This window comes from Streptomyces sp. NPDC047515 (assembly GCF_040643055.1).
Taxonomy (GTDB): Bacteria; Actinomycetota; Actinomycetes; order Streptomycetales; family Streptomycetaceae; genus Streptomyces.
In genome coordinates, this window is the sequence record NZ_JBEYTM010000008.1 from 182,683 (window position 1) to 207,047 (window position 24,365).

Annotated in this window: 20 protein-coding genes and 5 pseudogenes; 18 read left to right on the plus strand and 7 right to left on the minus strand. The window is 68.3% G+C overall.

Annotated features, from left to right (window positions below):
* Positions 1 to 66 precede the first annotated feature (66 nt).
* Positions 67 to 720, minus strand: coding sequence for a TetR/AcrR family transcriptional regulator (locus tag ABZ826_RS09760; protein WP_361444874.1), 654 nt, complete (start codon positions 718 to 720; stop codon positions 67 to 69).
* 177 nt (positions 721 to 897) lie between these two features.
* On the opposite strand from ABZ826_RS09760, the gene ABZ826_RS09765 reads away from it, so the two are divergent.
* From ABZ826_RS09765 to ABZ826_RS09790, 6 genes and pseudogenes are all read left to right on the plus strand, one after another.
* Positions 898 to 1,026: a hypothetical protein gene (locus tag ABZ826_RS09765; protein ID WP_361444877.1), complete on the plus strand. Its 129-nt coding sequence runs from the start codon at positions 898 to 900 to the stop codon at positions 1,024 to 1,026.
* A 72-nt stretch (positions 1,027 to 1,098) separates the two neighbouring features.
* Positions 1,099 to 1,737 carry an SRPBCC family protein gene (locus ABZ826_RS09770; protein WP_361444880.1) on the plus strand — a complete coding sequence of 213 codons (639 nt, stop codon included), beginning with the start codon at positions 1,099 to 1,101 and terminating at the stop codon, positions 1,735 to 1,737.
* Positions 1,738 to 2,343: 606 nt separating this feature from the next.
* Positions 2,344 to 2,850 (plus strand): DUF4232 domain-containing protein, encoded by a 507-nt coding sequence (locus tag ABZ826_RS09775; protein WP_361444883.1) that lies wholly within the window; start codon positions 2,344 to 2,346, stop codon positions 2,848 to 2,850.
* Between the two features lie 264 nt (positions 2,851 to 3,114).
* Positions 3,115 to 3,222, plus strand: a pseudogene (locus tag ABZ826_RS09780) (MerR family DNA-binding transcriptional regulator); the annotation flags it as partial.
* 56 nt (positions 3,223 to 3,278) lie between these two features.
* Positions 3,279 to 3,617, plus strand: a complete 339-nt coding sequence (locus ABZ826_RS09785; RefSeq protein WP_361444886.1) for a MerR family transcriptional regulator — start codon at positions 3,279 to 3,281, stop codon at positions 3,615 to 3,617.
* Positions 3,618 to 3,804: 187 nt separating this feature from the next.
* Complete coding sequence (locus ABZ826_RS09790; RefSeq protein WP_361444889.1) at positions 3,805 to 4,632, plus strand: sugar nucleotide-binding protein; 828 nt, start codon at positions 3,805 to 3,807, stop codon at positions 4,630 to 4,632.
* A gap of 96 nt (positions 4,633 to 4,728) precedes the next feature.
* Here ABZ826_RS09790 and ABZ826_RS09795 read toward each other — a convergent pair.
* From ABZ826_RS09795 to ABZ826_RS09805, 3 genes and pseudogenes are all read right to left on the minus strand, one after another.
* A pseudogene (locus ABZ826_RS09795) lies at positions 4,729 to 5,049 on the minus strand (VOC family protein); the annotation flags it as partial.
* A gap of 237 nt (positions 5,050 to 5,286) precedes the next feature.
* Positions 5,287 to 7,473: a hypothetical protein gene (locus ABZ826_RS09800; protein WP_361444892.1), complete on the minus strand. Its 2,187-nt coding sequence runs from the start codon at positions 7,471 to 7,473 to the stop codon at positions 5,287 to 5,289.
* 507 nt (positions 7,474 to 7,980) lie between these two features.
* Positions 7,981 to 9,384: an isopeptide-forming domain-containing fimbrial protein gene (locus ABZ826_RS09805; protein ID WP_361444895.1), complete on the minus strand. Its 1,404-nt coding sequence runs from the start codon at positions 9,382 to 9,384 to the stop codon at positions 7,981 to 7,983.
* A gap of 682 nt (positions 9,385 to 10,066) precedes the next feature.
* Here ABZ826_RS09805 and ABZ826_RS09810 point away from each other — a divergent pair.
* From ABZ826_RS09810 to ABZ826_RS09820, 3 genes and pseudogenes are all read left to right on the plus strand, one after another.
* The gene (locus ABZ826_RS09810) at positions 10,067 to 10,531 is read left to right on the plus strand and encodes a GNAT family N-acetyltransferase (protein WP_361444898.1); all 465 of its coding nucleotides are present in this window, start codon (positions 10,067 to 10,069) and stop codon (positions 10,529 to 10,531) included.
* A gap of 205 nt (positions 10,532 to 10,736) precedes the next feature.
* Positions 10,737 to 11,519, plus strand: a complete 783-nt coding sequence (locus ABZ826_RS09815; RefSeq protein ID WP_361444901.1) for an SAM-dependent methyltransferase — start codon at positions 10,737 to 10,739, stop codon at positions 11,517 to 11,519.
* A 296-nt stretch (positions 11,520 to 11,815) separates the two neighbouring features.
* Positions 11,816 to 12,268, plus strand: a pseudogene (locus ABZ826_RS09820) (NUDIX domain-containing protein).
* Between the two features lie 161 nt (positions 12,269 to 12,429).
* On the opposite strand, the gene ABZ826_RS09825 reads toward ABZ826_RS09820, so the two are convergent.
* From ABZ826_RS09825 to ABZ826_RS09835, 3 genes are read right to left on the minus strand one after another with little or no spacing between them, the layout of a single operon-like run.
* Entirely contained in the window at positions 12,430 to 13,107 is a 678-nt protein-coding gene (locus tag ABZ826_RS09825) for a helix-turn-helix domain-containing protein (protein ID WP_361444904.1), read from the minus strand.
* Between the two features lie 29 nt (positions 13,108 to 13,136).
* Positions 13,137 to 14,735, minus strand: coding sequence for an MDR family MFS transporter (locus ABZ826_RS09830; RefSeq protein WP_361444908.1), 1,599 nt, complete (start codon positions 14,733 to 14,735; stop codon positions 13,137 to 13,139).
* Between the two features lie 57 nt (positions 14,736 to 14,792).
* Positions 14,793 to 15,398 carry a TetR family transcriptional regulator gene (locus tag ABZ826_RS09835; RefSeq protein ID WP_361444911.1) on the minus strand — a complete coding sequence of 202 codons (606 nt, stop codon included), beginning with the start codon at positions 15,396 to 15,398 and terminating at the stop codon, positions 14,793 to 14,795.
* Between the two features lie 374 nt (positions 15,399 to 15,772).
* On the opposite strand from ABZ826_RS09835, the pseudogene ABZ826_RS09840 reads away from it, so the two are divergent.
* From ABZ826_RS09840 to ABZ826_RS09880, 9 genes and pseudogenes are all read left to right on the plus strand, one after another.
* Positions 15,773 to 15,994 (plus strand): annotated as a pseudogene (locus ABZ826_RS09840) (sugar ABC transporter substrate-binding protein); the annotation flags it as partial.
* Positions 15,995 to 17,294, plus strand: a pseudogene (locus tag ABZ826_RS09845) (alpha-amylase family glycosyl hydrolase); the annotation flags it as partial.
* Between the two features lie 687 nt (positions 17,295 to 17,981).
* Positions 17,982 to 18,935 (plus strand): urea transporter, encoded by a 954-nt coding sequence (locus ABZ826_RS09850; RefSeq protein WP_361444914.1) that lies wholly within the window; start codon positions 17,982 to 17,984, stop codon positions 18,933 to 18,935.
* A 4-nt stretch (positions 18,936 to 18,939) separates the two neighbouring features.
* Positions 18,940 to 19,245: an urease subunit gamma gene (locus tag ABZ826_RS09855; RefSeq protein ID WP_361444917.1), complete on the plus strand. Its 306-nt coding sequence runs from the start codon at positions 18,940 to 18,942 to the stop codon at positions 19,243 to 19,245.
* Between the two features lie 18 nt (positions 19,246 to 19,263).
* The gene (locus ABZ826_RS09860) at positions 19,264 to 19,674 is read left to right on the plus strand and encodes an urease subunit beta (protein ID WP_361444920.1); all 411 of its coding nucleotides are present in this window, start codon (positions 19,264 to 19,266) and stop codon (positions 19,672 to 19,674) included.
* Positions 19,674 to 21,398, plus strand: coding sequence for an urease subunit alpha (gene ureC / locus ABZ826_RS09865; RefSeq protein WP_361444923.1), 1,725 nt, complete (start codon positions 19,674 to 19,676; stop codon positions 21,396 to 21,398). Before ABZ826_RS09860 ends, ureC begins: the two co-directional genes overlap by 1 nt.
* Positions 21,399 to 21,480: 82 nt before the next feature.
* Positions 21,481 to 22,167, plus strand: a complete 687-nt coding sequence (locus ABZ826_RS09870; RefSeq protein WP_361444956.1) for an urease accessory UreF family protein — start codon at positions 21,481 to 21,483, stop codon at positions 22,165 to 22,167.
* Positions 22,168 to 22,274: 107 nt separating this feature from the next.
* Positions 22,275 to 22,916, plus strand: a complete 642-nt coding sequence (gene ureG, locus ABZ826_RS09875; protein WP_361444959.1) for an urease accessory protein UreG — start codon at positions 22,275 to 22,277, stop codon at positions 22,914 to 22,916.
* 59 nt (positions 22,917 to 22,975) lie between these two features.
* Positions 22,976 to 23,854, plus strand: a complete 879-nt coding sequence (locus ABZ826_RS09880; RefSeq protein ID WP_361444962.1) for an urease accessory protein UreD — start codon at positions 22,976 to 22,978, stop codon at positions 23,852 to 23,854.
* Positions 23,855 to 24,365 lie beyond the last annotated feature (511 nt).

A 24,365-nucleotide genomic window follows, 5' to 3' on the forward strand; every position in this document is an offset into this window, starting at 1 on the left:
GATCCCGTGACGTCATGTCAGCCGATTCCTCGGGGCCGGCGACGACAAGGACTCAGTCGGTAAGCGTCAAGCCCGGTGTGCCAGCAGGTCGTCCAGTTCGGCTGCGAAAAGCAGCGCGGGGTCGAAGCCCATCCCGGTGAAGTGGCCTGCGAGTTCGAGGGAGAGGATTCCGTGCAGGCGGGTCCAGAAGGTCAGGGCCCGATGGAGGACAGCGGGGCGGGCGGGGTGGTTGTCGGCCCAGTCCCGGTGGCCTTCCAGGTGTGCGCCGAACGGCGTCTCGGGGCCGTCCCCGGGGAGTGCCATGAAGGCATCGAGCACGGTCGTCATCATCTCGGAGGTGATGCCGGTGGTTTCCTCCGGTGCGTGGTAGCCGGGGACCGGGGTGCCGTAGATGAGGAAGTACCGCTGGGGGTCTTGAAGGGCCCAGTCGCGCAGGGCGTGTGCCAGTCCGGCCGGGTCGGCGCCGGTGGCGGAGGCCGTGCGAAGAGCGTCCGCGAGGCTTCGATAGGCGTCCTTGACGAGTTCGGTGATCAGTGCGTCGCGGCCGGCGTAGTAGCGGTAGAGCGCGGGCCCGCTCATCCCGATCTGTTTGGCGATCGCGTTGAGGGAGAGCGCGGACGCTCCCGCCCTGGCGATCTGCTCCCAGGCACGTTCCTTGATCTCCGCGCGCACCTCGGCCCGGTAGCGCTCCCGCGGGGTCTTCGTGTCCGACTTCGTCACGGGATGTCACCTTCCTCACCTGTACAGGTATAGCTTCAAAGTGTTGTTAGAGGTTATCACGCAAGGCGTTGACTACCCGTCGCTTGCGTTATATGTTCTAACGCAAGAAAGAACGTCTAAGGCGATGCGACGGTACGGCTGTCGCAACCGTGTACTCCACCGGACCGGGGGGCCTGTATGACCATCACGCTTGTGTCACATCACATCCGCACGGACCGCCGTGTTCCACGGTCGGTGACCGTCTCCTCCTGGGTGGTCCCCGTCATGGTGGTCGGTCAGTTCGCCCTGATGGCGGTCGCGCGGTGACGCGATGCCCGCGCGATAAGCGATGTGAGCTCAACAAGCAGAGATCACCCAGTAGTCGACAAGGAGAATGTCATGTCCAGCAGCAGAAACCCCAGCGTCCCCGCCGCCCTGTTCGTCGTCCCGCTCGTCGCCGTAAGTCTTCTCGGGATCACCGCGGCGCCCGCCGAGGCCACCCTCTCCCACTCCGCCAAGTCCCTCATGTGCCACGGCAAAGGCGTCGATCCCGACGCGCGGGTCCGCTACAGGACCGAGACCGTGATTCACGCGCCCCTGAAGACCGTGTGGAAGCTGCAGACCGACGTGGAGCGTTGGCCGTCCTGGCAGGCCCCGGTCGAAACCGTAGAGCGCCTCGACCAGGGGCCTCTCCGGCAGGGTTCGGCGTTCCGGTGGACGACTCCGATACCCCCCAATCCCGCGACACCTGCCACCAGCCTGGACATCACTTCGACCGTCGAGCAGCTCCAGCGCAACTCCTGCATCCGCTGGACCGGCCCCGCGGTCGGTGAAGGACTGCGCATCGACGGCGTCCACGTGTGGACCTTCACCGGGGTCAAGGGCGGCGTCCGCGTGCGCACTGAAGAGACCCACACCGGCGACCAGGTCGAAGCGGACGTTCCCGCCGCGACCGAGATCCTCGCCAAGGGCCTCGAAGCATGGCTGCGCGACCTGAAGGCGACTGCCGAGGCCCGCACCCACGACCGACCGCACTGAACCGCGAACCAGGCCCAGATCCGCGCCGCCGTCCTCCTCGGCCCCATGCGCGATGAGGACGGCGCCAGGACCAAGGTGTTCGCCGACCTGGGCGCGGAGTCCGTCGCGCAGGGCATCCGCATCCACATCCCGGACGCTGGTGCTCAACAGCCGCTGGAAGCCATCCGGCGTAACGGTGGCCGACCCATTCCGTCAGCCGCCGACCGTTCCCGCGTGCCGTCCGCCCCAGCGGCCCACGGACATGGTCCCTCATCCGCCAGTGCGGATCCGCTCGGCAGAGTCGGCCCGCCACCCGCCCGAACGCCGACTCCAACCCGACAGCCCAGGGCGCGACTTCAGCGATTTCCGTCATGCCGCGACAACGACGATCGCCGGCCCACGGCGCGAATCGCGGCTGGAGCAGCAATGACCGGACGTTCCCTTCGGTCCGGTCCTTCAGACGGGCGGCCGGACTTCAACGGTGCGTATGGGGTGCACACGCCCGGCCGCACGGCCGTGTCAATCCTGAGACATTCCCTGTGCGGGTTGAGGGGCAGGAATCGTGTTGACCATGGTTCTGACGGAAAGCACCCGCAGGACCATTGAGCAAGGCTAGGAGTGTTCAGGATGCGTACGAACTGGAAGTTCGCCATCACCGTCGCCGTCACTGCGCTGACGGGGGCTGCTGGTGTGGGAGTCGCGCAGGCTTCGACCACGACGGCCGGCAGTGTCGCCCCTTCGGCCTGCCGGCCGGCCAACCACACCGCGAAGATCACCGATGCGCCCGCCAGTGCAGGGCACCACCACTACCGCGTGACGCTGACCGCGCCGCGCGGGTACGAGCCGTGCCGGCTGGCCGGCTCGCCCACCGACGTGCGATTCTCGAACAATGGTTCGGAGATCGGGATCACCGTCGGCCACTACGGCAACCAGACAAGCGTGGTGACCTTCGGTCCGGGCCACCCGGTGCATTTCGATATCCAGGTTCCCAGCAGCGGCCGCAGCACCGCCGCGAGGGAGGCATCGTTCACGCTCCAGGCCCCGGACGGGGAGATCCCTGGTACGTCCGTGGCCGAGGGCAAGCTCAAGGTTGCCGCCGGTACCCTCATCGGTCCGGTCCAGCGCGGCGCCTGACTTCCTCCCGCACCCCGGTGCGTCCTGCGGCGGTGAAACGGCGGCGGGACGCATCGGGCCGCTCATGACCTGCGGAAAGGGCTTTGGAGGTGAACACATCGGCGTCCGGTTCGCCCGCAAGGACATCGAGTCCGGCGAACGCCTCGGCCGTCGATGATGAGTCATCGAGCGAACGATCTCCTGGCCGACCGGCTACGTTCGCATTCACCATGACGCCAGGGTGCAACCCTGCCCTTGGGGAAGGTCAAGTGGGGCGATGGCCGGATGATCACCATCGGGCAGCTTGCCAGGTATGCCGCAGTGTCGACCAAGACCATTCGCGTCTATCACGACAAGGGGCTGCTCCCCGAGCCGGACCGTGACGCATCCGGGGGTGCATCTTGATCAGGTCGATGGCGTCGTTCCCGCCGTAGCGCACGTTGCGATGAGTGGATCTGCAACGCGACCTGTGGATCCTCGCGTTCGCCACTCACCCGGCCCAGGCGATCATCCTGTTTCAGGACCAGACCGAGATCCTGGCTGACCCCCCGCTGCGGCAGCTCTTTCTCGACTACGAGCACGCGCACGACCTCGACGCCGACGATCCCCGCCTTGACGGCCTCGCCCGCCGGATCGCTGAGGCAACCCGAGCACGCTACGGCACCGACGAACTGCCTGGGCTGGACACAGCCTCCGAGATCCCCGCCCTGATCCAGGCCACGGCCAACGTCGCGTCCCCGGCTTGGCAACGGCTCGACATGCTCATCCGCACACAACTGGATGCATGACTCGACGTTTCGGACGCATCACTGTGTGCGGAAAGCAGTCAGCGCGCACGGCGAAGTACAAGGCAAACGTGGCCTCATGCGGCACTGGTTCGATCGACGTGCATTTCGACCCTGGCATTCCGACAGTGACGTTTGAACAGTCTCATCGAAGTTGGAGCGGCGCGAGGTTCCCCTACTGTGTCACGTCATGACGATCCTGATCATTGGCGGTAGCGGGTTCCTGGGTACTGAGCTGGTCCGCCAGGCGGCAGCGGCCGGGCACGCGACGGCCGCGACCTTCGCGACCAGGCCCAGCAGCACTCCGGAGGTCACGTGGCACGCCCTCGACCTGCGAAACCCGGAGCGTGTCGAAGCAGTCGTGGCTGAGGCCGCCCCGCGCGTCGTCGTCAACGCGACGAGCGGCAAGTCCGACTGGGCGATCACGGCCGAAGGCCCTGTCCGTCTGGCGATGGCTGCGGCGAAGTACGGTTGCCGCCTGGTCCATGTATCCAGCGACGCGGTGTTCTCCGGCGCCCGCATCCGCTACGACGAATCCTGCCTCCCCGACCCTGTCACCCCCTACGGCGCGGCGAAGGCCGCAGCAGAGACAGGGATTCGCCTCGCGTACCCGGATGCCGTCATCGCTCGCACCTCGCTGATCATCGGCGACCAGCAGTCCACGCATGTACGCGCGGTGCACGAGCTCGCGGCCGGTACCCGAAACGGTGTCCTGTTCACCGACGACATCCGCTGTCCCGTGCATGTCGCCGACCTGGCCGCCGCCCTGCTGGAACTCGCATCCGGCGAGGCGAACGGCATTCACCATCTGGCAGGTGCCGACGCCGTGAGCCGATATGAACTCGGTAACCTCATCGCCAAGCGTGACGGGCTCGACGCCCCCCGACTGCCTGCGGGTCTGCGGGCCAACAGCGCGCTTCCCGGGGCGCTCGATGTCCGCCTCGACAGTCGCGCCACTCAGCGCAAGCTGCACACCACGTTGCGCGGCGCCCGCCAATTCCTCGCCCAGGGGGCTTGAGCACCTCCTCCATGCGGGGCGATCGACCGCGATCACACTTCAATGAGACTGCTCAGGCATCGATGAGCCAGGCCAGCCGGAGGTTGATGAACAAGCTCACTTGCTGTGCACGATCTGGATCAGGTTGCCGCAGGTGTCGTCCAAAACTGCGGTGGTGACCGGGCCCATCTCCAGCGGCTCCTGCGTGAAGTGCACCCCGAGTTCGCGCAGCCGGTTGAACTCCGCGGGTATGTCGTCCACGGCGAAGGAGGTGGCCGGGACGCCGTCCTTGACCAGCGCCGCCTTGTACGGCTTCACCGCAGGATGGCCGTCGGGTTCCAGCAGCAGTTCGGTCCCGTCGGGATCCTCCTGGGAGACCACGGTCAGCCACCGGTCCGCGCCCAACGGGACCTCGGTCTTCTTCACGACGCGGAAGCCTTCCTGGATCCCGGTCTGCTCGTTCGGCGTCGACGCTCACGCCTCCGGCCCCTCCCCCGATCAGCCGATCCGCCACCGACGTCACGACCGATGACCACCGTCCTGCGGGCCAAAGACGTGCCTCGCGCCCCACTCCGGACATCGGACGCTTCGGGGCGGGGCGCGAGGTGAACGGCCTACGGAACAGGATTCCCCTGGCCGACGGGCTCGCCGGGCCGTTGGGTTTCCTGCTTGCGGTCAGGCTTGTGCCTGGCCATTGGATCCTTCCTCGCCGAGGTACCTCTTGTGCGCGGGCTTCTTGTGTGCGGGCTTCTTGTGCACCGGCTTGTGATGTACGGGCTTCTTGTGCGGCGGCTTGTGGTGCGGGGGCTTGGGGGGCCGCGGCTTGCTGATGTCGATGGTGACCTTGGCGGGTTCGCTGGCGATCTGGTTCCCTCGCGGGTCGGTTCCTGCCGCCACTGCCACGTTGGTGACGGGGCAGAGCTTGCCGTCGCCGCCCGACCTGGTCTTCTTACAGGCATTGGCGTCGGCCTGGGTGATCGTGTACGTGCCGTGGCAGGTCGTATGGGCACCCGGCGCCAGCGTGGTCGCGTCGCAGGTGACATTGGTGACGCGGTCGTCGCTGACAAGCACGTTGTGCAGCGTTGTGCTGCCGGTGTTGCTGACGGTGTAGGAGTACTGCACCTTCTTCCCGACGACGTACGGTCCGGGCGTGACAACCTGCTTCTTCAGCGTGATGTGCGCTGCCCCGATCGGCAGCGTCAGCTGCGTCTGTGGAGAGGTGATCGTCTCGCCGTCGGCCTTGCCGGTCGCCGTGGCGGTGTTGGTGACGGAACCGGCCGTACCGTCACTCGCAGTGATCGTGTAGGTGCCACTGCAGGTGGTGCTGTCGCCCGGACTCTCCGCCGGGGCCAAGGTGGTCGACTGACAGGTGATGCCGGTGACATGGTCGTCGTCCACCTTGACGTCGGTCAGCTCCACCCCGCCCGTGTTGCGGACGGTGTAGGAGAAGGTCACCGTCTGCCCGACGGAGTAGGGGCCGGGCGTCTCCGCCTTCTTCTCCACGACGAGACCGGCCGGCCGTTCGATCGGCACACTCTGCGAGGACGGCGGCGACGTGACCGTCTGGCCGTTCGATCTCCCCGTCGCGATGGCCGTGTTGTCGATGGAACCATGCGTCACATCGGCGGCCGTGACCGTGTAGATGGCGGTACAAGTGACCGTCTGACCGCTCGCCAGCGTCGTCGTGGGACAGGACACCGGGCCGGTCTTCGGGTCGTTGACGGCGAGGCCGGTGATGTCCGTCGCACCCGAGTTGGTGACCACGAAGTCGTACGGAACCCGCGACCCTGCCACCAGGTCACCGGGGAGCGGCTGCCTGACCTGCTTGACGAGGTTCAACTGCGGCAGCGGCTGGTCACTGGTGACGAACACGTTGCGGATGAGGTGGACATCGGTGAACAGGCCGGTGGAGGCGGCGAAACCGAACTTGTAGGTGGGGGGCACCGGTTGTGGAGCGGGAGTGCTGAGCACCTGGTGGGATCCGGTGCCGTCGTTGAAGTCGACCGACACGGTGAGTACCGGGTTGGGTGCCGGGGTGAGCTGCACATGGACCCGGCGGCGCGACGGTTCGAGCGCGGCCTCGGCCTGGGCGGGGGTGGCTCCCGGGGGCAGCGCGGTCAGCGGTCCTTGCAGCTTTCCGGGAAGGGTCGAAGGCCAAGGTCCGGTGGTGGTGAAGTTGCTGGTGGTGGCGGTCAGGAAGCAGTAGCCCTCGGTCCCGTCGCCGGGGCCGCGCACCGTGACCATGTTGGGCCCGGGCGCCGGAACGCGGAATCCCGTCCCGGCGGGGGAGCGGGTGGTGCAGCCGTTCCCGCGGTGTTCCCAGTCGCCGAAGTAGTTTCCGAGGACATCGAGCCCCACGCCCAGGTAGCCACGGTCCACACCGGGCAGGAACGTGGCGGTGGGGTCGTCGTCGGGGAGCTTCTGCGCGTACCCGAGGCTGCCGCCGAAGGCGCCCGGGTGGGTCAGTGCGCCGTCACCGTTCACCAGGAAGAACGAGATTCCGTCGGCGGGGGTGGCGGGCGTCGTGCTTCCGTACTGCCACTGGTCGAACGTGACGTCGAGGCCTTGGTTGGCGGGCAGCGCATGGTTGTAGAGGACGGCCCCGACCTGGTCGGTGGACGCGTCTGTCAGCCGCAGGTATCCGTGCGGCGCTCCGTTGGGGGGCGGCACCGGCCCGACCCCCTCCGGGCAACCGCCCAGCGGGTGGTCCCCCGGACCCGGCGCGGCGGCGGCCGGGGCGCCGGTGAGACAGGCCGACCCCACACCGGTGAACTCGGGGGCCGTGGCCTGTGTGAATGTCTCATCGACCAGAGGGGACCCCGCGGCACGCGGCCGGGCCTGGGCGCCGACGTCCAGCGCCAATGACGCTCCAGCGCCGACGACGAGCGCCAATGCCGCCGAGGCAAGCCGGGCAGTCCGTGCACGCGGCGCGCGCCGACCCGACGACGGTGAGTACTTCCTTCGGTTCATGCCCGCATCAATAGCAGTCACTGTGCGCATCAATGATGGTGACAGACTGTCATGTACCCCAATAGGTGTCGCGATGGACCTCACCCGGCTGTACATCCCTGTGGGACCGGTTCTCCCCGCCGAAGGAGGCCCTCCGTCACGTCTCCGAGCCGCAGCGACCTACTTTCGCTGATCGTGCGCCCTGAGATGATCACAGCTCGACTGCCGCCCGGAGGACCCGGAGGTTCGGCGGCCTACGGGTTGGGGTGTTCCATGACCGGACCCTCCTGGAGCTGTGGTACCAGTCAGGCCGCCATGTTCAGCGGTCGTCACGGAGCGCATGCCCCCGGTTGCGCGCCTCGAGGGCCGGGGCCGGGGCATGGTGGGCGTGTGGCCGGTGGAGCCGGCGCTGCGGTGCGGTTACTCCTTCGTCGAGCAGGGGGAGCAGCAGGAGGGGGCGCGTTCGACGCAGATGGCGACGGCGTCGGTGTTGTTCGTGGGGTCGGGGTCCTTCTCGTCGGCGGTGGCGGTGGCGGCGTTGGTGATCCGGCCGGACGCCGTGGCCTTGGCCCGCAGCGTGAGGGTGGCGGTGGCGCCGTCGGCCAGGTCGCCCACGGTCCACTGTCCGGTTGTCGGGTCGTAGGTTCCGGGGGAGGGGGTGGCGGACAGGAAGGTGAGGCCGTCCGGAAGCAGGTCGGTGACGGTGACGCCGGTTGCCTGGTTCGGCCCGGTGTTGCGGACGGCGAGCCGGTAGGTCACGGTCTGTCCGACGGTGACGGTGGTCGCGTCGGCAGCCTTCGCCACGGTCAGGTCTGCGGCCGGGTTGACCTCCGTGACCGTCTCGTTGGACGTGGCGGTCAGTGGTTCGGGAGTCGGCCCGAGGCGGTTCTCGTAGGTGGCGGTGGCGGTGTTGGTGATCTGCCGGCCGCCGCTGTCCCGCTCGATGGTGGCCCGGTACTCCACGGTGGTGCCGCCCGGCAGGGTCTCGGTGTTGGGCAGGCTGCCCGCCTGGGCACTGGAGGCGCCGTTGCCCAGGTGGAAGACCACCTTGTTGGCCTGGGCGTCGAAGTACGCTTGGTCGTCGCCGTTCTGGTCACTCTTCGGCCCGGCGTTGGGACCGTCGACGATGCGCAGGGATCCGGGCAGGTACGTCGTGCCGGCCGGGATGACGTCGGTCAGGGCGAGGGCTTCGGCCGCGCCACCGCCTTCGTTTTTGGCCGTGATGCGGTAGGTGACGACGTCTCCCACCTCCAGCGGTCCCGCGGGGATGGCGGTCTTGGTGAGTACCACGTAGGGGGCGGTGCCGAAGAAGACACCGTCCAGGAAGTTCCCGATCGCTTGGCTTCCGCCGGCGGCGGAGATGGAGCGGAAGGCGAACCGGGTCATGGTCTGGCCTGCTGGGACGGTGTAGGTGCCCGTGTAGTAGCCCCACGCAGTGTTGCCGTCCGTGAAGCGTCGCTGCTCGACCGCGGAGCCCGGCGCGCCGATATCCAGCGCCATGGTGTCCTGACCAGCCCTTCCACGGTGGTACAGCCTCCAGTACAGCTTGGAGCCGGGCGTGGTCGGCAGGTCCTGGTAGAGCGTGGCGACCTGGTACGCGTTGAGCTCGGCGAACTGGGAGCCCTGCGCGGCCGGCACGCCGTTGAAGCCGGAGTGCCACAGCTCGATCAGGTGATCAGTCGAGGTGGTGAGCCAGCCCGGGACCCGCTTGGATGCCTGAGTCTGTGAGGCATCCGGAAGAATCTCGAAGTTGGTGACGACGGGCTGCTCGAAGCTGCCGTTGACCAGTGCGACCCGGAGCGGAGCGGGAGGAGGTGTAGTCACTGTTTTCCCCTGAGTTCGGCGCTGCTGGAATGTCCCGACGACCGGACCGCGGGGCGAGCCGCGGCGGAACTGGAACCGTTGAAGCACAGCGCAACCAAAGGGCTGCGGAAAGCGATGCCTCATGGGTCTTCGCCAATCCGGCACAACAGGTTTGCCGGGCGCCTTCTCCGGCGCGACGGCGCATCGCCCGCATCTGCCGCTGTACGCAGATCACTCACAGCACATATGGCGCACCTCTACCTACCGTCACCTCCTCACACGACCGAAAACGCCGACGCGACCTGCCACGTTCGCCCACCATCAGGGTGGGCCGCTCCGCGGCGAGTTGACGACCCGCCGTACCGTGGGACCGGCACGTGCTGTTTCTGATTCTCGCCCGTCTTGCATTCGGACGGCTGCGACAAGGCTCCCCCGAGGCCGCGGGTACATGGAGGACCGTACAGCGGGCGGTCTCCGCGGTCCCGGGCATTCCGGTCCCCGACCGGGTCGCCGACGAGAAAGCCTTCCTGGACGCTCAGCCGTGCTCCAGAGCGGATGCGGCGAGGGGCAACCGGGGACTGCCTGCGCACGATCCATGGGACGTATCTCTCCGCCGAGCGCGCCAAGAGCGGCAAGGCGACGGTCTTCCGCACTCAGTTGTGGGCCATGCTCGTCGGGCGCAGTGCCTGCATAGGGTGCAGACATGCCGAGTTCACCGCACCTGCAAGAGATCACCCCTGACAACTTCGAGGCTGCCATCGACCTGAGGGTCCGCCCCGATCAGGAACACCTGGTGGCACCGGTGATGAAGTCTCTCGCCGAGGCATATGTCCACCCCGCCGTCGCATGGCCCCGGCTCATCTGTGACGACGACGAGGTTGTCGGGTTCCTCATGGCCTTCTTCGACATCGACTGGACCGGCAGAGGCACAGACTTTCGCTCCGGGCTTTGGCATCTCAACATCGCGGCCGGAAAGCAAGGACGGGGCTACGGGCGCTTCGCAGTGGAGTCCGTGGCCGCCGAGATCCGGCGTCGAGGCGGCACACGCCTGACGACCACCTGGCACCCCGGTTCGGATGGCCCGACAGGCTTCTACCAGGGGCTCGGTTTTCGCCCGACCGGAGAGACGAGCGGGGATCAGACGGTGGGGATGCTGGAACTGGACTGAACCGGGTTTCTGCCGCACCCGTACTGATCGCACCATGACGTCCAGGCCCACACGATCCGAAAACTCCGCCGATGGCGACCCATCAGCACCTGGGGACAACGGACCGGCCGAATCGCCAACTCCGCTCGCACGGACGGTCCCTCGACCTCCTGGCATGCCGAGGCTTGGATGTGAGGCGTGAACAACCGTGATAGAAGAGGGCGTTATGAAGGACGAGTCATGCAACGCAGATCAATTCCACAGTGCTGTTCCGCACTCGGCCCGCGTCTGGAACTACTGGATCGGCGGCAAGGACCACTACCCGGTGGACCAGGAGCTGGGAGATCAAGTCATCGCCAGCTACCCCGAGACACGGGAACTCGCCCTGGCGTCACGGGCCTTTCAGGTGCGTGCGGTGCGGTATCTGGCCGAAGCGGGAATATCCCAGTTCCTTGACATCGGGACCGGGCTTCCCGTGCAGAACAGCACCCATGAGGTTGCGCAGGACACTGAGCCGAAGGCTCGCATCGTGTACGTCGACAACGACCCGCTGGTCCTGGCACACGCCCGTGCCCTGCTGACAAGTGCACCGGACGGGATGACGGACTACGTGCACGCGGACATGCGGGAAGCCGAGCGGGTGCTTGAGGAAGCGGCGCGCACCCTGGACATGTCACGGCCCGTGGCGGTGATGGTGCTGTCCACGCTGGGACACCTCCAGCCCCCGGACGGCATCGAACTCATGCGGCGGTACATGGTCGGCACGGTGCCAGGTAGTTATCTGGTCCTCTGCGACACGGTCGCCACGCCCCGGACGCTGGCCGCGCAGGAGGCGTACGCGTCGGGCGACACCCCGCCGTACCTGGTGCGCCGGCCGGAGGAGATCCTCGCCAGCGCCGACGGGATGGAGTTGGTCGAGCCCGGATTCGGGTCGATCACTTTCTGGCGAGCCGAGGGCGAGGACCTTGCACCCGTCGACCAGTGGGGATTCGTGGCGCGAAAGGTGTAGCAGTCGACGACTGCCACCGTCCCGTGCTCCGAGCCGGCTTCCGCATGTGGTCGACGAAGCGGTCAATGCACGCCTTGTTGACCACACGGCGTCGCCGGGCGCACCCGCCCGGTGCGCGCCGCCCTGCGGCGGCCGAACCGGTGCACTGGGACGGGGACATGAATTCCTGAGCCGTGACCGGGCGTCTCCAGGTGCGTCCGGGCGCCCTGCGCGAGCGGCGTGCCGATGCGGACGGCCCCCTCAGTACCCCAACCCCAGCGGTGACCATGAAGGCGCCGATGACTGACAATGCCGGGATGACCCGACCCAGAATCCGCGTCGCCGCATACGTGATCCGGCACCGTTCCGTCCCCGAAGTGCTGGTGTTCGACCACATCGGCATGCCGGATGCCGGCACCCAGGTCCCTGTGGGAGGAGTCGTACGGGGCGAAGGACCGGAAGAAGCGGTCCTTCGAGAGATCGCCGAGGAGACCGGTCTGCTGACAGCCACTGTCGTTCGGCAGATCGCCGTGGAGGACAAGACTCATCCCGACACGGGAGAGCCATGACGAACGAGCTTCTTCTTCCTCCAGGCACCAGCAGACACCCCCGATGCGTGGGACCACCACGTCCACGGGGACGATGCCGGCCTCGTCTTCGGCTGCCGGTTCCTGCCGCTTCCTTCGACGCAGCCACTGGCCGACGACCAGGACGCGTGGCGGGGCCACATCGATCCGCGCTGGACGACCGTGACCGGCGACAGTCGGTAGGCCGACGCCGGAGCCGTCCGCCGCGTACGTGACACCTCGGCATGCCGGCCCAACAGCCCGGGGGGGCCGCCCTCGGGCCCGTCGGCGAGTCGTGGGCGATTGCCCGCGTGGCCGGTTCACTCTGCCCTCAAGTAACTGCTTCGGTGAGGTCGAGTCCGATCTCATGGCCCGGGGACCGGCCGCGGCAGGCTGGTCGCGGTGGCGCCACGAGCAGGCCCGGTCCGTCCGCGCCAGTCTCCGAACAGCCCGGGATCCATCTGGTCGAGGACCGACTCCAGCAGCGTTCCGATGTGCGACGCAGTGGTGGATTCCTTGCCGCACCAGTTCCGCATCGCCACACGGCCGGCCGCGGCGAAGACGGCGACCATGAGCTGGGGGCGCAGGTCGGAACCGGTGTGGACGCCTTCCCGTTCCGCGATGACCTCGGCCAGTCGAGCCGCAAGTCCGGCGGCGCGGTGCAGCAGTTCGGCGTTCAGGCCGGGCGTCCGGTCGATCAGCCGGAGCAGCGACGCGTCGACACCGGATGCGCCGCCTTCCTCCTGGGTGCGCAGAACCGAACCGAACGCCGCGCGCATCGCACGCGTGGGGTTCTCTTCCTCCGGTCGTGACCGAAGAGCTGCGACCAGCGCGTCCCCGCTCGCGGTGAGCGGGGCCAGCACCAGATCCTCCTTGGCGGGGAAGTAGCGGAAGACCGTGCGCGGGGAGACCTCCGCCACGTCCGCGATCTGGTCGACAGCGGTCCGTTCGTACCCCTGGGTGAGAAAGAGTCCGGCCGCCGTACGCGCCACGTCCTCACGCGTACGCTGCATCCTGCGCGTCCGCAGATTCTGTCCGGGCATGGCGACCCTCCTCCTCGAACTCGGTGTGCTCAGTGCGTCGGGGCCGACGGCGCCCCCGCCGAGGCGGCGTTCTCCTGCGCGAGCCGCTCCATGCCGCTCTGCGTCTTGAGCGGCTTCTCCTTGATGAAGAGCACCGCGATCAGGGCGAGAAACGCGAAGGGGGCGCCGATCAGGAAGACATCCGCGGTCGCGACCCCGTACGCGTGCTCGACCACCTGCCGGGCCGGTGCGGGAAGCGTGGAGAGGTTGGGGACGCCGTGTCCGGCGCCTCCGCCGCCCGCCGCCCCGCCGAAGCCCTTCTCCAGCTCGCTCGCCACCCGGTGGCTGAGCACGGCGCCCAGCGCACTCGTGCCGATCGCCCCACCGAGGCTGCGGAAGAACGACAGCACCGAGGTCGCTGCGCCGAGCTCCGACGCGGGTACGTCGTTCTGGGCGGCCAGGACCAGGTTCTGCATCAGCATGCCGACGCCGACGCCGAGAACCACCATGTAGACGCTGAGCAGCCCGAACGAGGAGTCCGCGCTGATCGTGGACAGCAGGCCCATGCCCGCGGTCATGATGATGCCGCCCGCGATCAGGAAGCCCTTCCACTTGCCCCGGGCGGAGATGATCTGCCCGGCGATCGTCGTGGACAGCATCAGACCGAGGATCATCGGCAGGCTCATCAGGCCCGCGATGGTCGGAGACTTGCCGAGCGAGATCTGGAAGTACTGGGAGAGGAACACCGTGCCGCCGAACATGGCCACGCCGACCAGCAGGCTCGCCACCGTGGTCAGCGTCACCGTGCGGTTGCGGAAGATGTCCAGCGGGATGATCGGCTCCTGGACCCGGGATTCGACCACGATCGCCGCGACCAGCAGCACCACGCCGGCGGTGACCAGGGCGGCGGTCTGCCACGACGCCCAGTCGAACCGGTTGCCCGCGAGGGTCACCCACAGCAGCAGTGCGCTGACCCCGCTCATGATGAGGACGGCACCGAGATAGTCGATCTTCACCGCTCTGCGGATCGTCGGAAGCTTCAGGGTCAGCTGGAGCAGCACGATAGCGAGCAGGGCGAACGGCACACCGATGAAGAAGCACCAGCGCCACCCCAGCCAGGAGGTGTCCACGAGCACGCCGCCGATGAGCGGTCCCGCGACGGTGCCGACGGCGAAGACGGCGCCGAAGATGCCGGAGTAGCGGCCGAGTTCACGCGGCGGAATGACCGCCGCCATCACGACCTGGGCCAGCGCGGTGAGACCGCCCGCGCCGATGCCCTGCACCACGCGGCTCACGATGAGCAGGCCGACGCTGTGCGAGAAGCCGGCGACGAGCGAGCCGACGATGAACATCGAGAGGGAGAGCTGGATGAGCAGCTTCTTGTCGTAGAGATCGGACAGCTTGCCCCAGATCGGGACGGTCGCCGTCATCGCCAGAAGCTCGGCGGTGACCACCCAGGTGTAGGAGGACTGGCTGCCCTGCAGATCGGCGATGATCCTGGGCAGGGCGTTGGAGACCACGGTGGAGGCCAGGATGGCCACGAACATGCCGGCCATCAGGCCCGACATGGCCTGGAGTATCTGGCGACGTGTCATGGCTGGCGCGGCCCCCTCGGGCGCACCGGTTTCGGGTGTGACGGCAGCGGTCATCGGCTGACGTTCCTCATTCTCTGGTGAAGGGCCCCCGGCGGGGGCTTCGGATGTGATTCAGCCGCTCAGACCGTCGGCCAGCGAGTTGAACGCCTCGTGAAAGAAGCTCTGGAACGTGCGGGTACGGCCGGATGCCACCCAGAGCTCGACGGCGGCGCGCACGGCAGCGATGGCCACGTGCGCGAGAAGCCGAGGGTAGAGATCGGACTCGGGGTCCTGGCCGAGGCGTTCGGCCACGACAGCGACCAGGGCGCGCTCGTCCGCGCCCTGCGCGGCCAGGAATCCGGGAAGCAGTGCAGGACTCGTCCTGAGCACGGCCATCTGGAGTTCCCAGCGCTCGTGATCCTCCTCGATATGGGCGAGCTCCTGTCCGACCGCCTCGCGCAGGGCGTTGAATGCCGTGAGTTCCTTCGGTGCGTTGAGCACTGCCCGACGGGCCCGCTCGGCGTTGTCCTGATCGGGACGGGTGATCGCGTCTTCCAGGCACGGGAAGTAGTTGAAGAAGGTGCGCACGGAGACGCCGACCGCATCGGTGACCGCTTCCACGGTCACGTTCTCGATTCCGCGGTCCGCGGCCATGCGCAACGCCACGTCCGCAAGGGCGTCACGCGTCGCACGCTTCTTGCGTTCGCGCAGTCCGAGAGGCATGGCATCGGCACTCATGAGGTGCATGCTATGCAATTTTGCGCGGTGTGCAAAATTATTATTCGTGAGTGATCCCGGCGGACGATCTCTGCGCTGCGCCGGTTGTCCACCGCCTGCCCTCACCTGCGTCCCGCCTCACGATCCCGGGGGTCCGCGTTCTCCGGGGCGCGTACCAGGAGTTCGCCGTCGGATACCCGCCGACCCAGCCGTACGAAGCCTTCGTGGCCAGGACTCACGCCGACCCGGTGGCCCACCCGCACGAGTGTGTCGTCACCCCCGAAGACCAAGGTGACGCTCACCATCGACTGCATGCCCCCCCGCGGCGAAGGCGGCCAAGCTCAAGGAGTGGAAGGAGGACGTCGCCGAGTTCAACAAGACGTACCCCAACGTCCTACGAGAACTTCGGAATGGGGCCGATCCCGGGCGAGAACAACACCCTGGCCGGCGGCAACAACTACATGGTCAAGAAGGGGATCTCCGGCGACAGGATCAAGGCCGCCGCCGTCGCCTGGCTGAACTTCAAGAACCTCAGCGTCGGCAAGGGGCAGTTCGACTGGGCCCGCACCAAGGCCGACCAGCTGCCGGTGGGCGTTCCCCAGCCCAACTTCTGGCTGATCGTCGACATCGTCCCCAACCACGTGTCCGATCAGCACGTCTGGTTCCGGACGGCCCTGGCTGCCGGGCCCGGCAGCCCCGAACGCGAGCTGTTCCACTTCCGGCCCGGCCGGGGCGAGAACGGTGAACTCCCGCCCAGCGACTGGCCCTCCCAGTTCGCCGGACGCACCTGGACACGCGTGCCCGACGGCGAGTGGTACCTCCATCTCTTCGCCCCCGAGCAGCCCGACCTCAACTGGGCGCACCCGACGGCGCGTCAGGAACCCGAGGAGATACTGCGCTTCTGGTTCGATCGGGGCGTCGCGGGCGTGAGGATCGACTCCGCGGCGCTGCTCGCCAAGGACCCGGCGGTCGACGACTTCGTCGAAGGCATCGACCGCCACCCCTACATGGACCAGGACGAGCTCCACGACATCTACCGGTCCTGGCGCGCCATAGCCGACGCGTACCAGGCGGTCTTCGTCGGCGAGGTCTGGCTGCCCGACTCCGAGCGTTTCGCCCGCTACCTCCGCCCCGACGAACTCCATACCGCCTTCAATTTCAACTTCCTCGCGTGCCCGTGGCAGGCGGGCCGCCTGCGCCGGACCATCGAAGCCACCTTGGCCGAGCACGCCCCGGTCGGCGCCCCGGCGACCTGGGTGCTGTGCAACCACGACGTGACCCGGACCGTGACACGGTACGGCCGCGAGGACACAGGGTTCGACTTCGCCGAGAAGACCTTCGGGACACCCACGGACCTGGAGCTCGGCACACGGCGCGCCCGTGCTGCCGCTCTGCTGACCCTGGCGCTTCCCGGTGCCGTCTACGTGTATCAGGGCGAGGAACTGGGTCTGCCGGAGGCCGACGTGCCCCTGGATCGCATCCAGGACCCGATGCACTTCCGCTCGGGCGGTACCAACCCGGGACGCGACGGCTGCAGGGTGCCCCTCCCATGGGTCGCTGCCGCACCCCGCAGCGGCTTCGGTTCACCGGGTGACCCCTGGCTGCCGCAGCCGGGAGGGCTGGCCGGCCTACGCGGCGGACCGCCAGAGCACCGACCCCGCCTCGATGCTGACGCTGTATCGCGAGGCGCTGCGGCTGCGACGTACCAACCCGGGCTTCCGGGACGAGTCGCTGGCCTGGCTGCCGTCCGCGCCGGGGGTCATCGCCTTCGGCCGGGGCCCCGGCCTGCTGGGTGTCGTCAATCTCGCCCCGGAGCCCGTTCGACTCCCCGCCCACACCGGCGTTCTGCTCGCCAGCGGCGCCCTGGGCGACCGGGACCGCCTCCCGCAGGACACGGCGGTGTGGCTGCTCGTCTGACCCTCGCGACCGGATCACCGGGCAGTCGTCCCTCGGGCGACCGGCCCCCCATTTCCCTCAGGAGGCATCTCGGCAGGAACCGCGCCCCGTGACGGTCGACGACCGCTCCGTCCGCCCCTCGACCGGTTGGCGATGGGTCAAGTCGCGGTGCTGACATCGGTCCTGACGGTGTGTGCACCCGATGACGCCCTCCGGTGCGCGCCCTCGGTGTACCGGGGCGCGCACCCCTTCGTTTCCCGAGGCAGGTTCCCACCGGGCTCAAGCCCGCACTGTCCACGTCAATGTGACGAGGATCCGAGGCCCTCGGGGCGCAAGGCCGACAGGGGCGCGTGGCGCTCCGTGCGCCGACCGCCATCGAGTGCGGCTCTCTCCACGGGGCCCGCACCAAGGACGCGCATTGCGGCCGCGTCCGCCCGGTTCGGTCAAACGTCAGGTACGGAATGTTCAACCTCTGACCAAGAATCTGAGGCGACGGGGCTGGAAATCGTCGTTGGGGGACCGGGAATCGCGTCCCCCCAGCAGCGGATATGCCTGATCGCGCCCATGCGATCACGCTGAGCATCAGATCTGCGCGCCCCTGGCCCGTCCTCGTCGGGCGTACCGTCTCAACAGAATGTTGATCAAGATCCAAAGCGCCCTGGATACGGGGTGTTTTGGTGATTTCGTCATGTCCTCAAAGGAGAAGACGTGCCTGCAGTGGAACAGGTGGTGCAGGCGAAGAACTGGGCCGCTACCCGTGCCGGACAGATACAACTGCGCGGCGTCGCCCAGGTCGCACTCAGCTCGAACGCGTGGGCCGGGCTGCTGTTCACCGTGGCGCTGTTCGTGGACGATTGGCGACTCGGCGTGTACGGCCTGCTCGGTGCAGTCTCGTCCACCGCCGTCGCGGCACTCCTGGGAGTCAACCGGAATGGTTTGGTCAACGGGCTGCAGGGCTACTGCGGTTGCCTGACCGGGATCGCTCTCGCCGTCCGGCTCGGCCCCTCGTGGCAGACCGCCGTACTGGCCGTGCTCGGCGCAGCGGTGTGTTCGGTGCTGAGCGCCGCGGCGGGCCGTTTCCTCGGCCCTCTCGGGCTGCCTGTGCTGACGGCCCCCTACTGCCTGGTCGCCGGGGCGCTGGTGGTCGCGTTGTCGAAGGCGCCGGTCACCGACGGTCCGGCCGGACGCGTCTCGGGGCTCACGACCATGACGGCCGCGGAGACCGGGCGGGCACTCTGCAACAACATCGGTCAGATCTTCTATCTGGACAAGTGGTACGCGGGCCTGATCCTGCTCGTCGGACTGCTCGTCGCCTCGCGGATCGCCGCCGTCGCGGCGGTCGGCGCCAGTGTTCTCACGTTCCTGACCGCCTGCCTGGCGGGTCTGCCCGCCGACCGGATCAGCGAGGGGCTGTACGGATACAACGGGGTGCTCTGCGCGATCGCCCTGACAGCCACCTTCCTGACTCTCACTCCGTGGACCGCCGGGTACGCCGCGCTCGCCGCAGTGGCCTCGGTCCCGTTCGCCGCCGCCTGGGAAGCCGTTGCCCAGCCCTCCGGCGGATATCCCTTCACCTGGCCGTTCACCGTGACGACCTGGCTCTTCCTGGCGGCTGGTCCACTCCTGGGCCGGCCCGGCATCTCGCCCGAGAAAGCAATGTGACGCCATGAACCTCGCACCGCGGGAAATCGACAAACTCCACGTCTATGTGGTCGCGGACCTGGCCCGCCGCCGCAGGAACCGGGGAACCAAACTCAACTACAGCGAAGCCGCCGCCCTGATCACCGAGGCCGTCCTGGAGGCCGCGCGTGACGGCCACACCGTCGCCGAGTGCATGGAGCTGGGCCGCAAGGTCGTCTCCAACGACGACGTGATGCCCGGAGTGCGGGAGATGCTCACCGTCCTCCAGGTCGAGACGGCCTTCGTCGACGGGACGAAGCTGGTCACCTGCCACGACCCGATCAGCGCCTGAAACACTGAGGAGACACAGATGTCTGGCGGAGCCCATTACCTCTACGGGGACGACCCCGTAGAGATCAACGCCAACCGGGCCAGGATCACACTCACGGTCGCCAACACCGGCGACCGGGCCGTGCAGATCGGCTCGCACTACCACTTCTTCGAGATCAACCGCGCTCTGCGCTTCGACCGCGAGGCCGCCTACGGCATGCGCCTGGACATCCCGTCCGGCACCGCCGTGCGCTTCGAGCCCGGCGACACCCGCGAGGTGGAGCTGTGCGCCTTTGCCGGCACCGGGCGGCTCACCGGCTTCGCCGCGCTCGTCAACGGAGGCCTGTCGGCCCCGGACACCAAGCGCGTCGCACTCCGCCGCGCCGCGGAGCTCGGCTTCATACACAACGACAGCGACACCGAAACCGACCACGAGGGGGCCCGGGTCTGATGGCGATCATCCCGCGCAAGCAGTACACGGATCTGTTCGGTCCCACCGTCGGCGACCGGTTCCATCTGGCCGACACCAATCTGGTCGTCGAGGTCGAGTACGACCACAACGCCGGTTCCTACGGGGAAGAGGCCGTCTACGGCGGAGGCAAGGCCATCCGGGACGGGATGGCCCAGGACCCGTCGGCGCTCAACCGCGAAGGCGCCCTGGATCTCGTCATCACCAATGTGGTGGTGCTCGACCCCATTCTGGGCGTGGTCAAGGGTGACATCGGGGTACGCGGCGGCCTGATCGTCGGCGTCGGCAAGGCGGGAAACCCGCATCTGCAGAGCGGAGTCGACCCCAAGCTCGTCATCGGCCCCGGCACCGAGGTGATTTCCGGCGAACACCTCATCGCCACCGCCGGGGGCGTCGACACACACATCCACTTCATCGCGCCCCAGCAGGCCCAGGAGGGTCTGTCCAACGGCATCACCACCTTCTTCGGCGGAGGCACCGGGCCGACCGACGGCTCCAACGGCACCACCTGCACCCCCGGCCCGTGGAACATCCACCGGATGCTGGAGGCAGTGGAGGACCTGCCGGTCAACGTGGGTCTGCTCGGCAAGGGCAACGGCAGCCTGCCCGAGGCGCTGCGCGAGCAGGTCGAGGCGGGCGCGGCCGGACTGAAGGTGCATGAGGACTGGGGCGCCACCCCCGCCACGATCGACACCGCGCTCCGGGTCGCCGACGAGCACGACGTCCAGATGGCCATTCACACCGACACCCTCAACGAGGGCGGCTTCTACGAGGACACCCTGTCGGCGATCGACGGCCGGACCATCCACACCTTCCACACCGAGGGCGCCGGCGGCGGTCACGCCCCTGACATCATCCGGGTGTCCGGCGAGGCCAACGTGCTGCCGGCCTCCACCAACCCGACCCTGCCGTACACGATCAACGCGGTGGACGAGCTGCTGGACATGGTGATGGTCTGTCACCACCTGTCCCGTGACATCCCCGAGGACGTGTCGTTCGCCGACAGCCGGGTACGGGCCGAGACGATCGCGGCCGAGACCGTTCTGCACGACCTCGGTGTGATCAGCATCTTCTCCTCGGACTCCCAGGCCATGGGGCGGGTCGGCGAGTCCTTCGTCCGTGCCTTCCAGACGGCGCACCACTGCAAGGAGCTGCGCGGCCCGCTGGCGGAGGACAGCTCCCGTAACGACAACGCGCGTGTCCTGCGGTATCTGGCCAAGCTGACGATCAACCCCGCGACCGCGGTCGGTGCCGCGGACGTGATCGGCTCCCTGGAGCCCGGCAAGCTCGCCGACATCGTGCTCTGGCCGATCCACTCGTTCGCGGCCAAGCCCAAGATGGTCATCAAGGGCGGCATGGTCAACTGGGCGCTGATGGGCGACCCCAACGCGTCGCTGCCCACACCGCAACCGGTGTACTACCGGCCGATGTTCGGCACGTACGGCCGTGCCCGGCAGCGCACTTCGGTGACCTTCATGTCCCAGGCGTCCATCGCCGCGGGCGTCCCCGACAAGCTGGGGCTGCAGCGGCGGATCGAACCCGTGCAGCGCTGCCGCACCATCGGCAAGGAGCACATGGTGCGCAACGACGCGCTGCCGCGCATCGAAGTGGATCCGGAGACGTACAAGGTCACGGTCGACGGCGAGCCCGCCACCATCGAGCCGGCGGAGCGGCTTCCGCTCAACCACCTCTTCTACATCGTCTGACCGTCCTCGCGACGGCCGTCAACGGCCGGACCACCTCGGACGGCCACCTGGCACGAACGGAATCCCCGGCGTGAACGACCCGATGCCGATCCCGGCGCTGCTGACCGGACTCCAGCTCACCGACTCGGCGTTCCCCAGCGGCTATTACACCCTCTCCCACGGCCTGGAAGGCTTCCAGCAGGCCCGCGCGGTCACCCCGCGCGGTCTGCCCGTCCTCCTCCACGACCTGCTGCGCAACAGCGCGGGTCCGGCCGACGCGACCGCCCTCGCCGTCGCCCACCGTGCGGTCACCGCCGACGACTGGGCGGAGGTGGTGGCCGTGGAACAGCGGCTGCATGCCACCAAATTGGGTCGGGAGGCCCGGCAGGCTGCGGTCCGCACCGGACGGCAGCTGCTGGACCTCGCCGGCGAGGTCTACGGCACTCCACAGATCGAGCGGTACCAGGCCCTCTACCGGGAGGGAGCGGTACGCGGCTGCCAGCCGGTCGTCGCCGCCGTCGTCCACGCGGCCAACGGACTGTCGACCCGCCAGGCGGTCACCTGCGAACTGTTCGCCTTCGCGGCCAGTTTCGTGGGGGCCGCCGTGCGGCTGCGGCTGACCGACCACCGTCGGGCGCAGGTCGTGCTGCACGGGGCCGCCCCGGTGATCGAGGAGACCGTCGAAGCCGCCCTGCGGCGGGAAACGGCCGACATCGGAGGGTGTGTCCCGGTGGCGGATGTCATGGCCGGCCGTCACGAGCGCGCCGAGGCGCGCCTCTTCGCCAGCTGAGGCCTTTCCCTCCCTCACCCCTCTCGCACCTCGAAGACCACCACTTCAGAAGGATCACCATGCACGACCCGATGCAGGCCAGGCACCACCACAACCACGACGAGCTCATGCAGCGGCCCAAAGACGGAGTGCTGCGCGTCGGCATCGCCGGACCGGTCGGCTCCGGCAAGACCGCACTCATCGAAGCGCTCGTCCCCGTGCTGATCGAGCGCGGCCGGACCCCTGCCGTCATCACCAACGACATCTACACCAGCGAGGACGCCGCGCACGTGCGCCGTACCCTGGCCGGGCTCCTCGACGCGGAGAGGATCGTCGGTGTGGAGACCGGGGCCTGCCCGCACACCGCGGTCCGGGACGACCCGACGATGAACCAGGCCGCCGCGGACGAACTCATGGAGCGCTTCCCCGACGTGGACACCCTGCTCTTCGAGAGCGGCGGAGACAACCTGACACTCACCTTCAGCCCCGCACTGGTCGACCTCTTCCTGTTCGTACTGGACACCGCCGAGGGCGACAAGATGCCGCGCAAGCGGGGCCCCGGCATCACCGAGTGCGAGCTGCTCGTCATCAACAAGGTGGACATCGCCCCGTATGTGCGGTGCGACCTCGGCGTCATGGAGTCGGACGCACACCGCGTCCGCGACGGACGGCCGGTGGTGCTGACGAATTCCCTCACGGGAGAGGGTCTCGACACCATCGCCGACTTCATCCTGTCCCACGAAGCCGCGCAGGTGGCGGCTTCCGCGTGACCAAGGCGCCCGCGCGGCTGGAACCCGCGCACTACGAACCCCGGCGGGTACCGGCCCGGATGCTCGACCTCGTCGGCCCCCCGGACACGCTGGCCGCCGGGCGCCCCGGCAAGGTCGGCCTGCTCGAACTGCGCTACGCACGTGTGGGCGACCGGACCGAGCTCGTCGACCGCTATCAGAAGTCACCGCTGCAGATCATGCGCCCGCTCTATGTCGATCCGGCGCGGCCCGACCTGCCGGTGACCTATCTGATGTCGACCGGGGGCGGGATCATCCAGGCCGACCGCAACCGGATCGACATCGACTGCGGCCCCGGCACCGCGGTGCACCTCACCACCCAGGCCGCCACCAAGGTCCACCGGATGGAGTTCGACCACGCGACCCAGGTCGTCAACCTCACCGCTGAAGAAGGCAGTTACGTCGAGTACCTGCCGGACTCCCTGATCCCGTACCGGGACGCACGCCTCTACCAGCACACCCGCGTGACCGTCGATCCGACCGCCACCGTGCTCCTGGGCGAGACGATCGCGGCCGGACGGCTGGCCCGCGGTGAACGCCATGCCTACCGCATGCTCTTCAGCGACCTGGAGATCCAGCGTCCCGACGGGACACTCCTGGCCGTGGACAGCGTCCGCCTCGATCCGCAGGCCCCCGGCCCGGTCACCGGTCCGGCGGTCTTCGCGGAGCACGACCTGATGGCCTCCCTGTACGCGGTCACTCCGCTCGCCCCCGCGACCCGGGTCGCGGACACCCTCCACGAGGCGCTTGCGGCCGGCGGTCTGGCGTTCGGGGTGAGCACGCTGCCCGATGACTGCGGCGCGTGGGTACGCATCGTCGGCAGCGACTCGCCCGCCATCACCCGTGCGATGCGCGCCGCGTGGGACGCCGTGCGGAGGCTGCTCATCGACGTCCCTGCCCCGGACCTGCGGAAGACCTGACCCGGCCGGGGCTCACGACGCCTGCCTGCCCTCCGCAACCGTCGCACGCGGGGTACGGGGTGCCGACCTAGGCACCCCGTACCTCGGGGCAGGTGGGATCAAGGGTGTGAGGGGCCGCTGCCCCCCGCTCCCGCGCCCGGAACACGGGACGTCACCGCCCCGTCGGCTGCCCCGCTCACGTACCGCCGGCGGCCCGTCGAAACGCCCGATACGGCCCCTGGGATGTGATGCCACCCATAGGAGGTGCGTCACATCCTAGGGAGGATAGGAGGACCGGCGCGGTTCGATCGGCACGGAAATGCCGCAGAACTTAGCATTTCGGACATTTCTCCTAAGTTGGGTAGTACGTCACATTCTTGCGTCGGGTTCGGCGGGGCGTTAACCATGGCTGTCGTTGCGGGAGACCGCGACAAGGTCGGGCGGATCGCACCGGCCCGTATGGCGGGGCTTCGCTCCGCAGGCCGCCGTGATCGAGACCGGTCGGCACCACGTGACGTCCCCGCATTGGAGA

Bases quoted from the DNA above. Each gene is read 5' to 3' on its own strand.
- ABZ826_RS09765 (WP_361444877.1), top strand. From the start codon at position 898: ATGACCATCACGCTTGTGTCACATCACATCCGCACGGACCGCCGTGTT.
- ABZ826_RS09770 (WP_361444880.1), top strand. From the start codon at position 1,099: ATGTCCAGCAGCAGAAACCCCAGCGTCCCCGCCGCCCTGTTCGTCGTC.
- ABZ826_RS09775 (WP_361444883.1), top strand. From the start codon at position 2,344: ATGCGTACGAACTGGAAGTTCGCCATCACCGTCGCCGTCACTGCGCTG.
- ABZ826_RS09790 (WP_361444889.1), top strand. From the start codon at position 3,805: ATGACGATCCTGATCATTGGCGGTAGCGGGTTCCTGGGTACTGAGCTG.
- ABZ826_RS09810 (WP_361444898.1), top strand. From the start codon at position 10,067: ATGCCGAGTTCACCGCACCTGCAAGAGATCACCCCTGACAACTTCGAG.
- ABZ826_RS09815 (WP_361444901.1), top strand. From the start codon at position 10,737: ATGAAGGACGAGTCATGCAACGCAGATCAATTCCACAGTGCTGTTCCG.
- ABZ826_RS09825 (WP_361444904.1), bottom strand. From the start codon at position 13,107: ATGCCCGGACAGAATCTGCGGACGCGCAGGATGCAGCGTACGCGTGAG.
- ABZ826_RS09830 (WP_361444908.1), bottom strand. From the start codon at position 14,735: ATGACCGCTGCCGTCACACCCGAAACCGGTGCGCCCGAGGGGGCCGCG.
- ABZ826_RS09835 (WP_361444911.1), bottom strand. From the start codon at position 15,398: ATGAGTGCCGATGCCATGCCTCTCGGACTGCGCGAACGCAAGAAGCGT.
- ABZ826_RS09855 (WP_361444917.1), top strand. From the start codon at position 18,940: ATGAACCTCGCACCGCGGGAAATCGACAAACTCCACGTCTATGTGGTC.
- ABZ826_RS09860 (WP_361444920.1), top strand. From the start codon at position 19,264: ATGTCTGGCGGAGCCCATTACCTCTACGGGGACGACCCCGTAGAGATC.
- ureC (WP_361444923.1), top strand. From the start codon at position 19,674: ATGGCGATCATCCCGCGCAAGCAGTACACGGATCTGTTCGGTCCCACC.
- ABZ826_RS09870 (WP_361444956.1), top strand. From the start codon at position 21,481: ATGCCGATCCCGGCGCTGCTGACCGGACTCCAGCTCACCGACTCGGCG.
- ureG (WP_361444959.1), top strand. From the start codon at position 22,275: ATGCAGCGGCCCAAAGACGGAGTGCTGCGCGTCGGCATCGCCGGACCG.
- ABZ826_RS09880 (WP_361444962.1), top strand. From the start codon at position 22,976: ATGCTCGACCTCGTCGGCCCCCCGGACACGCTGGCCGCCGGGCGCCCC.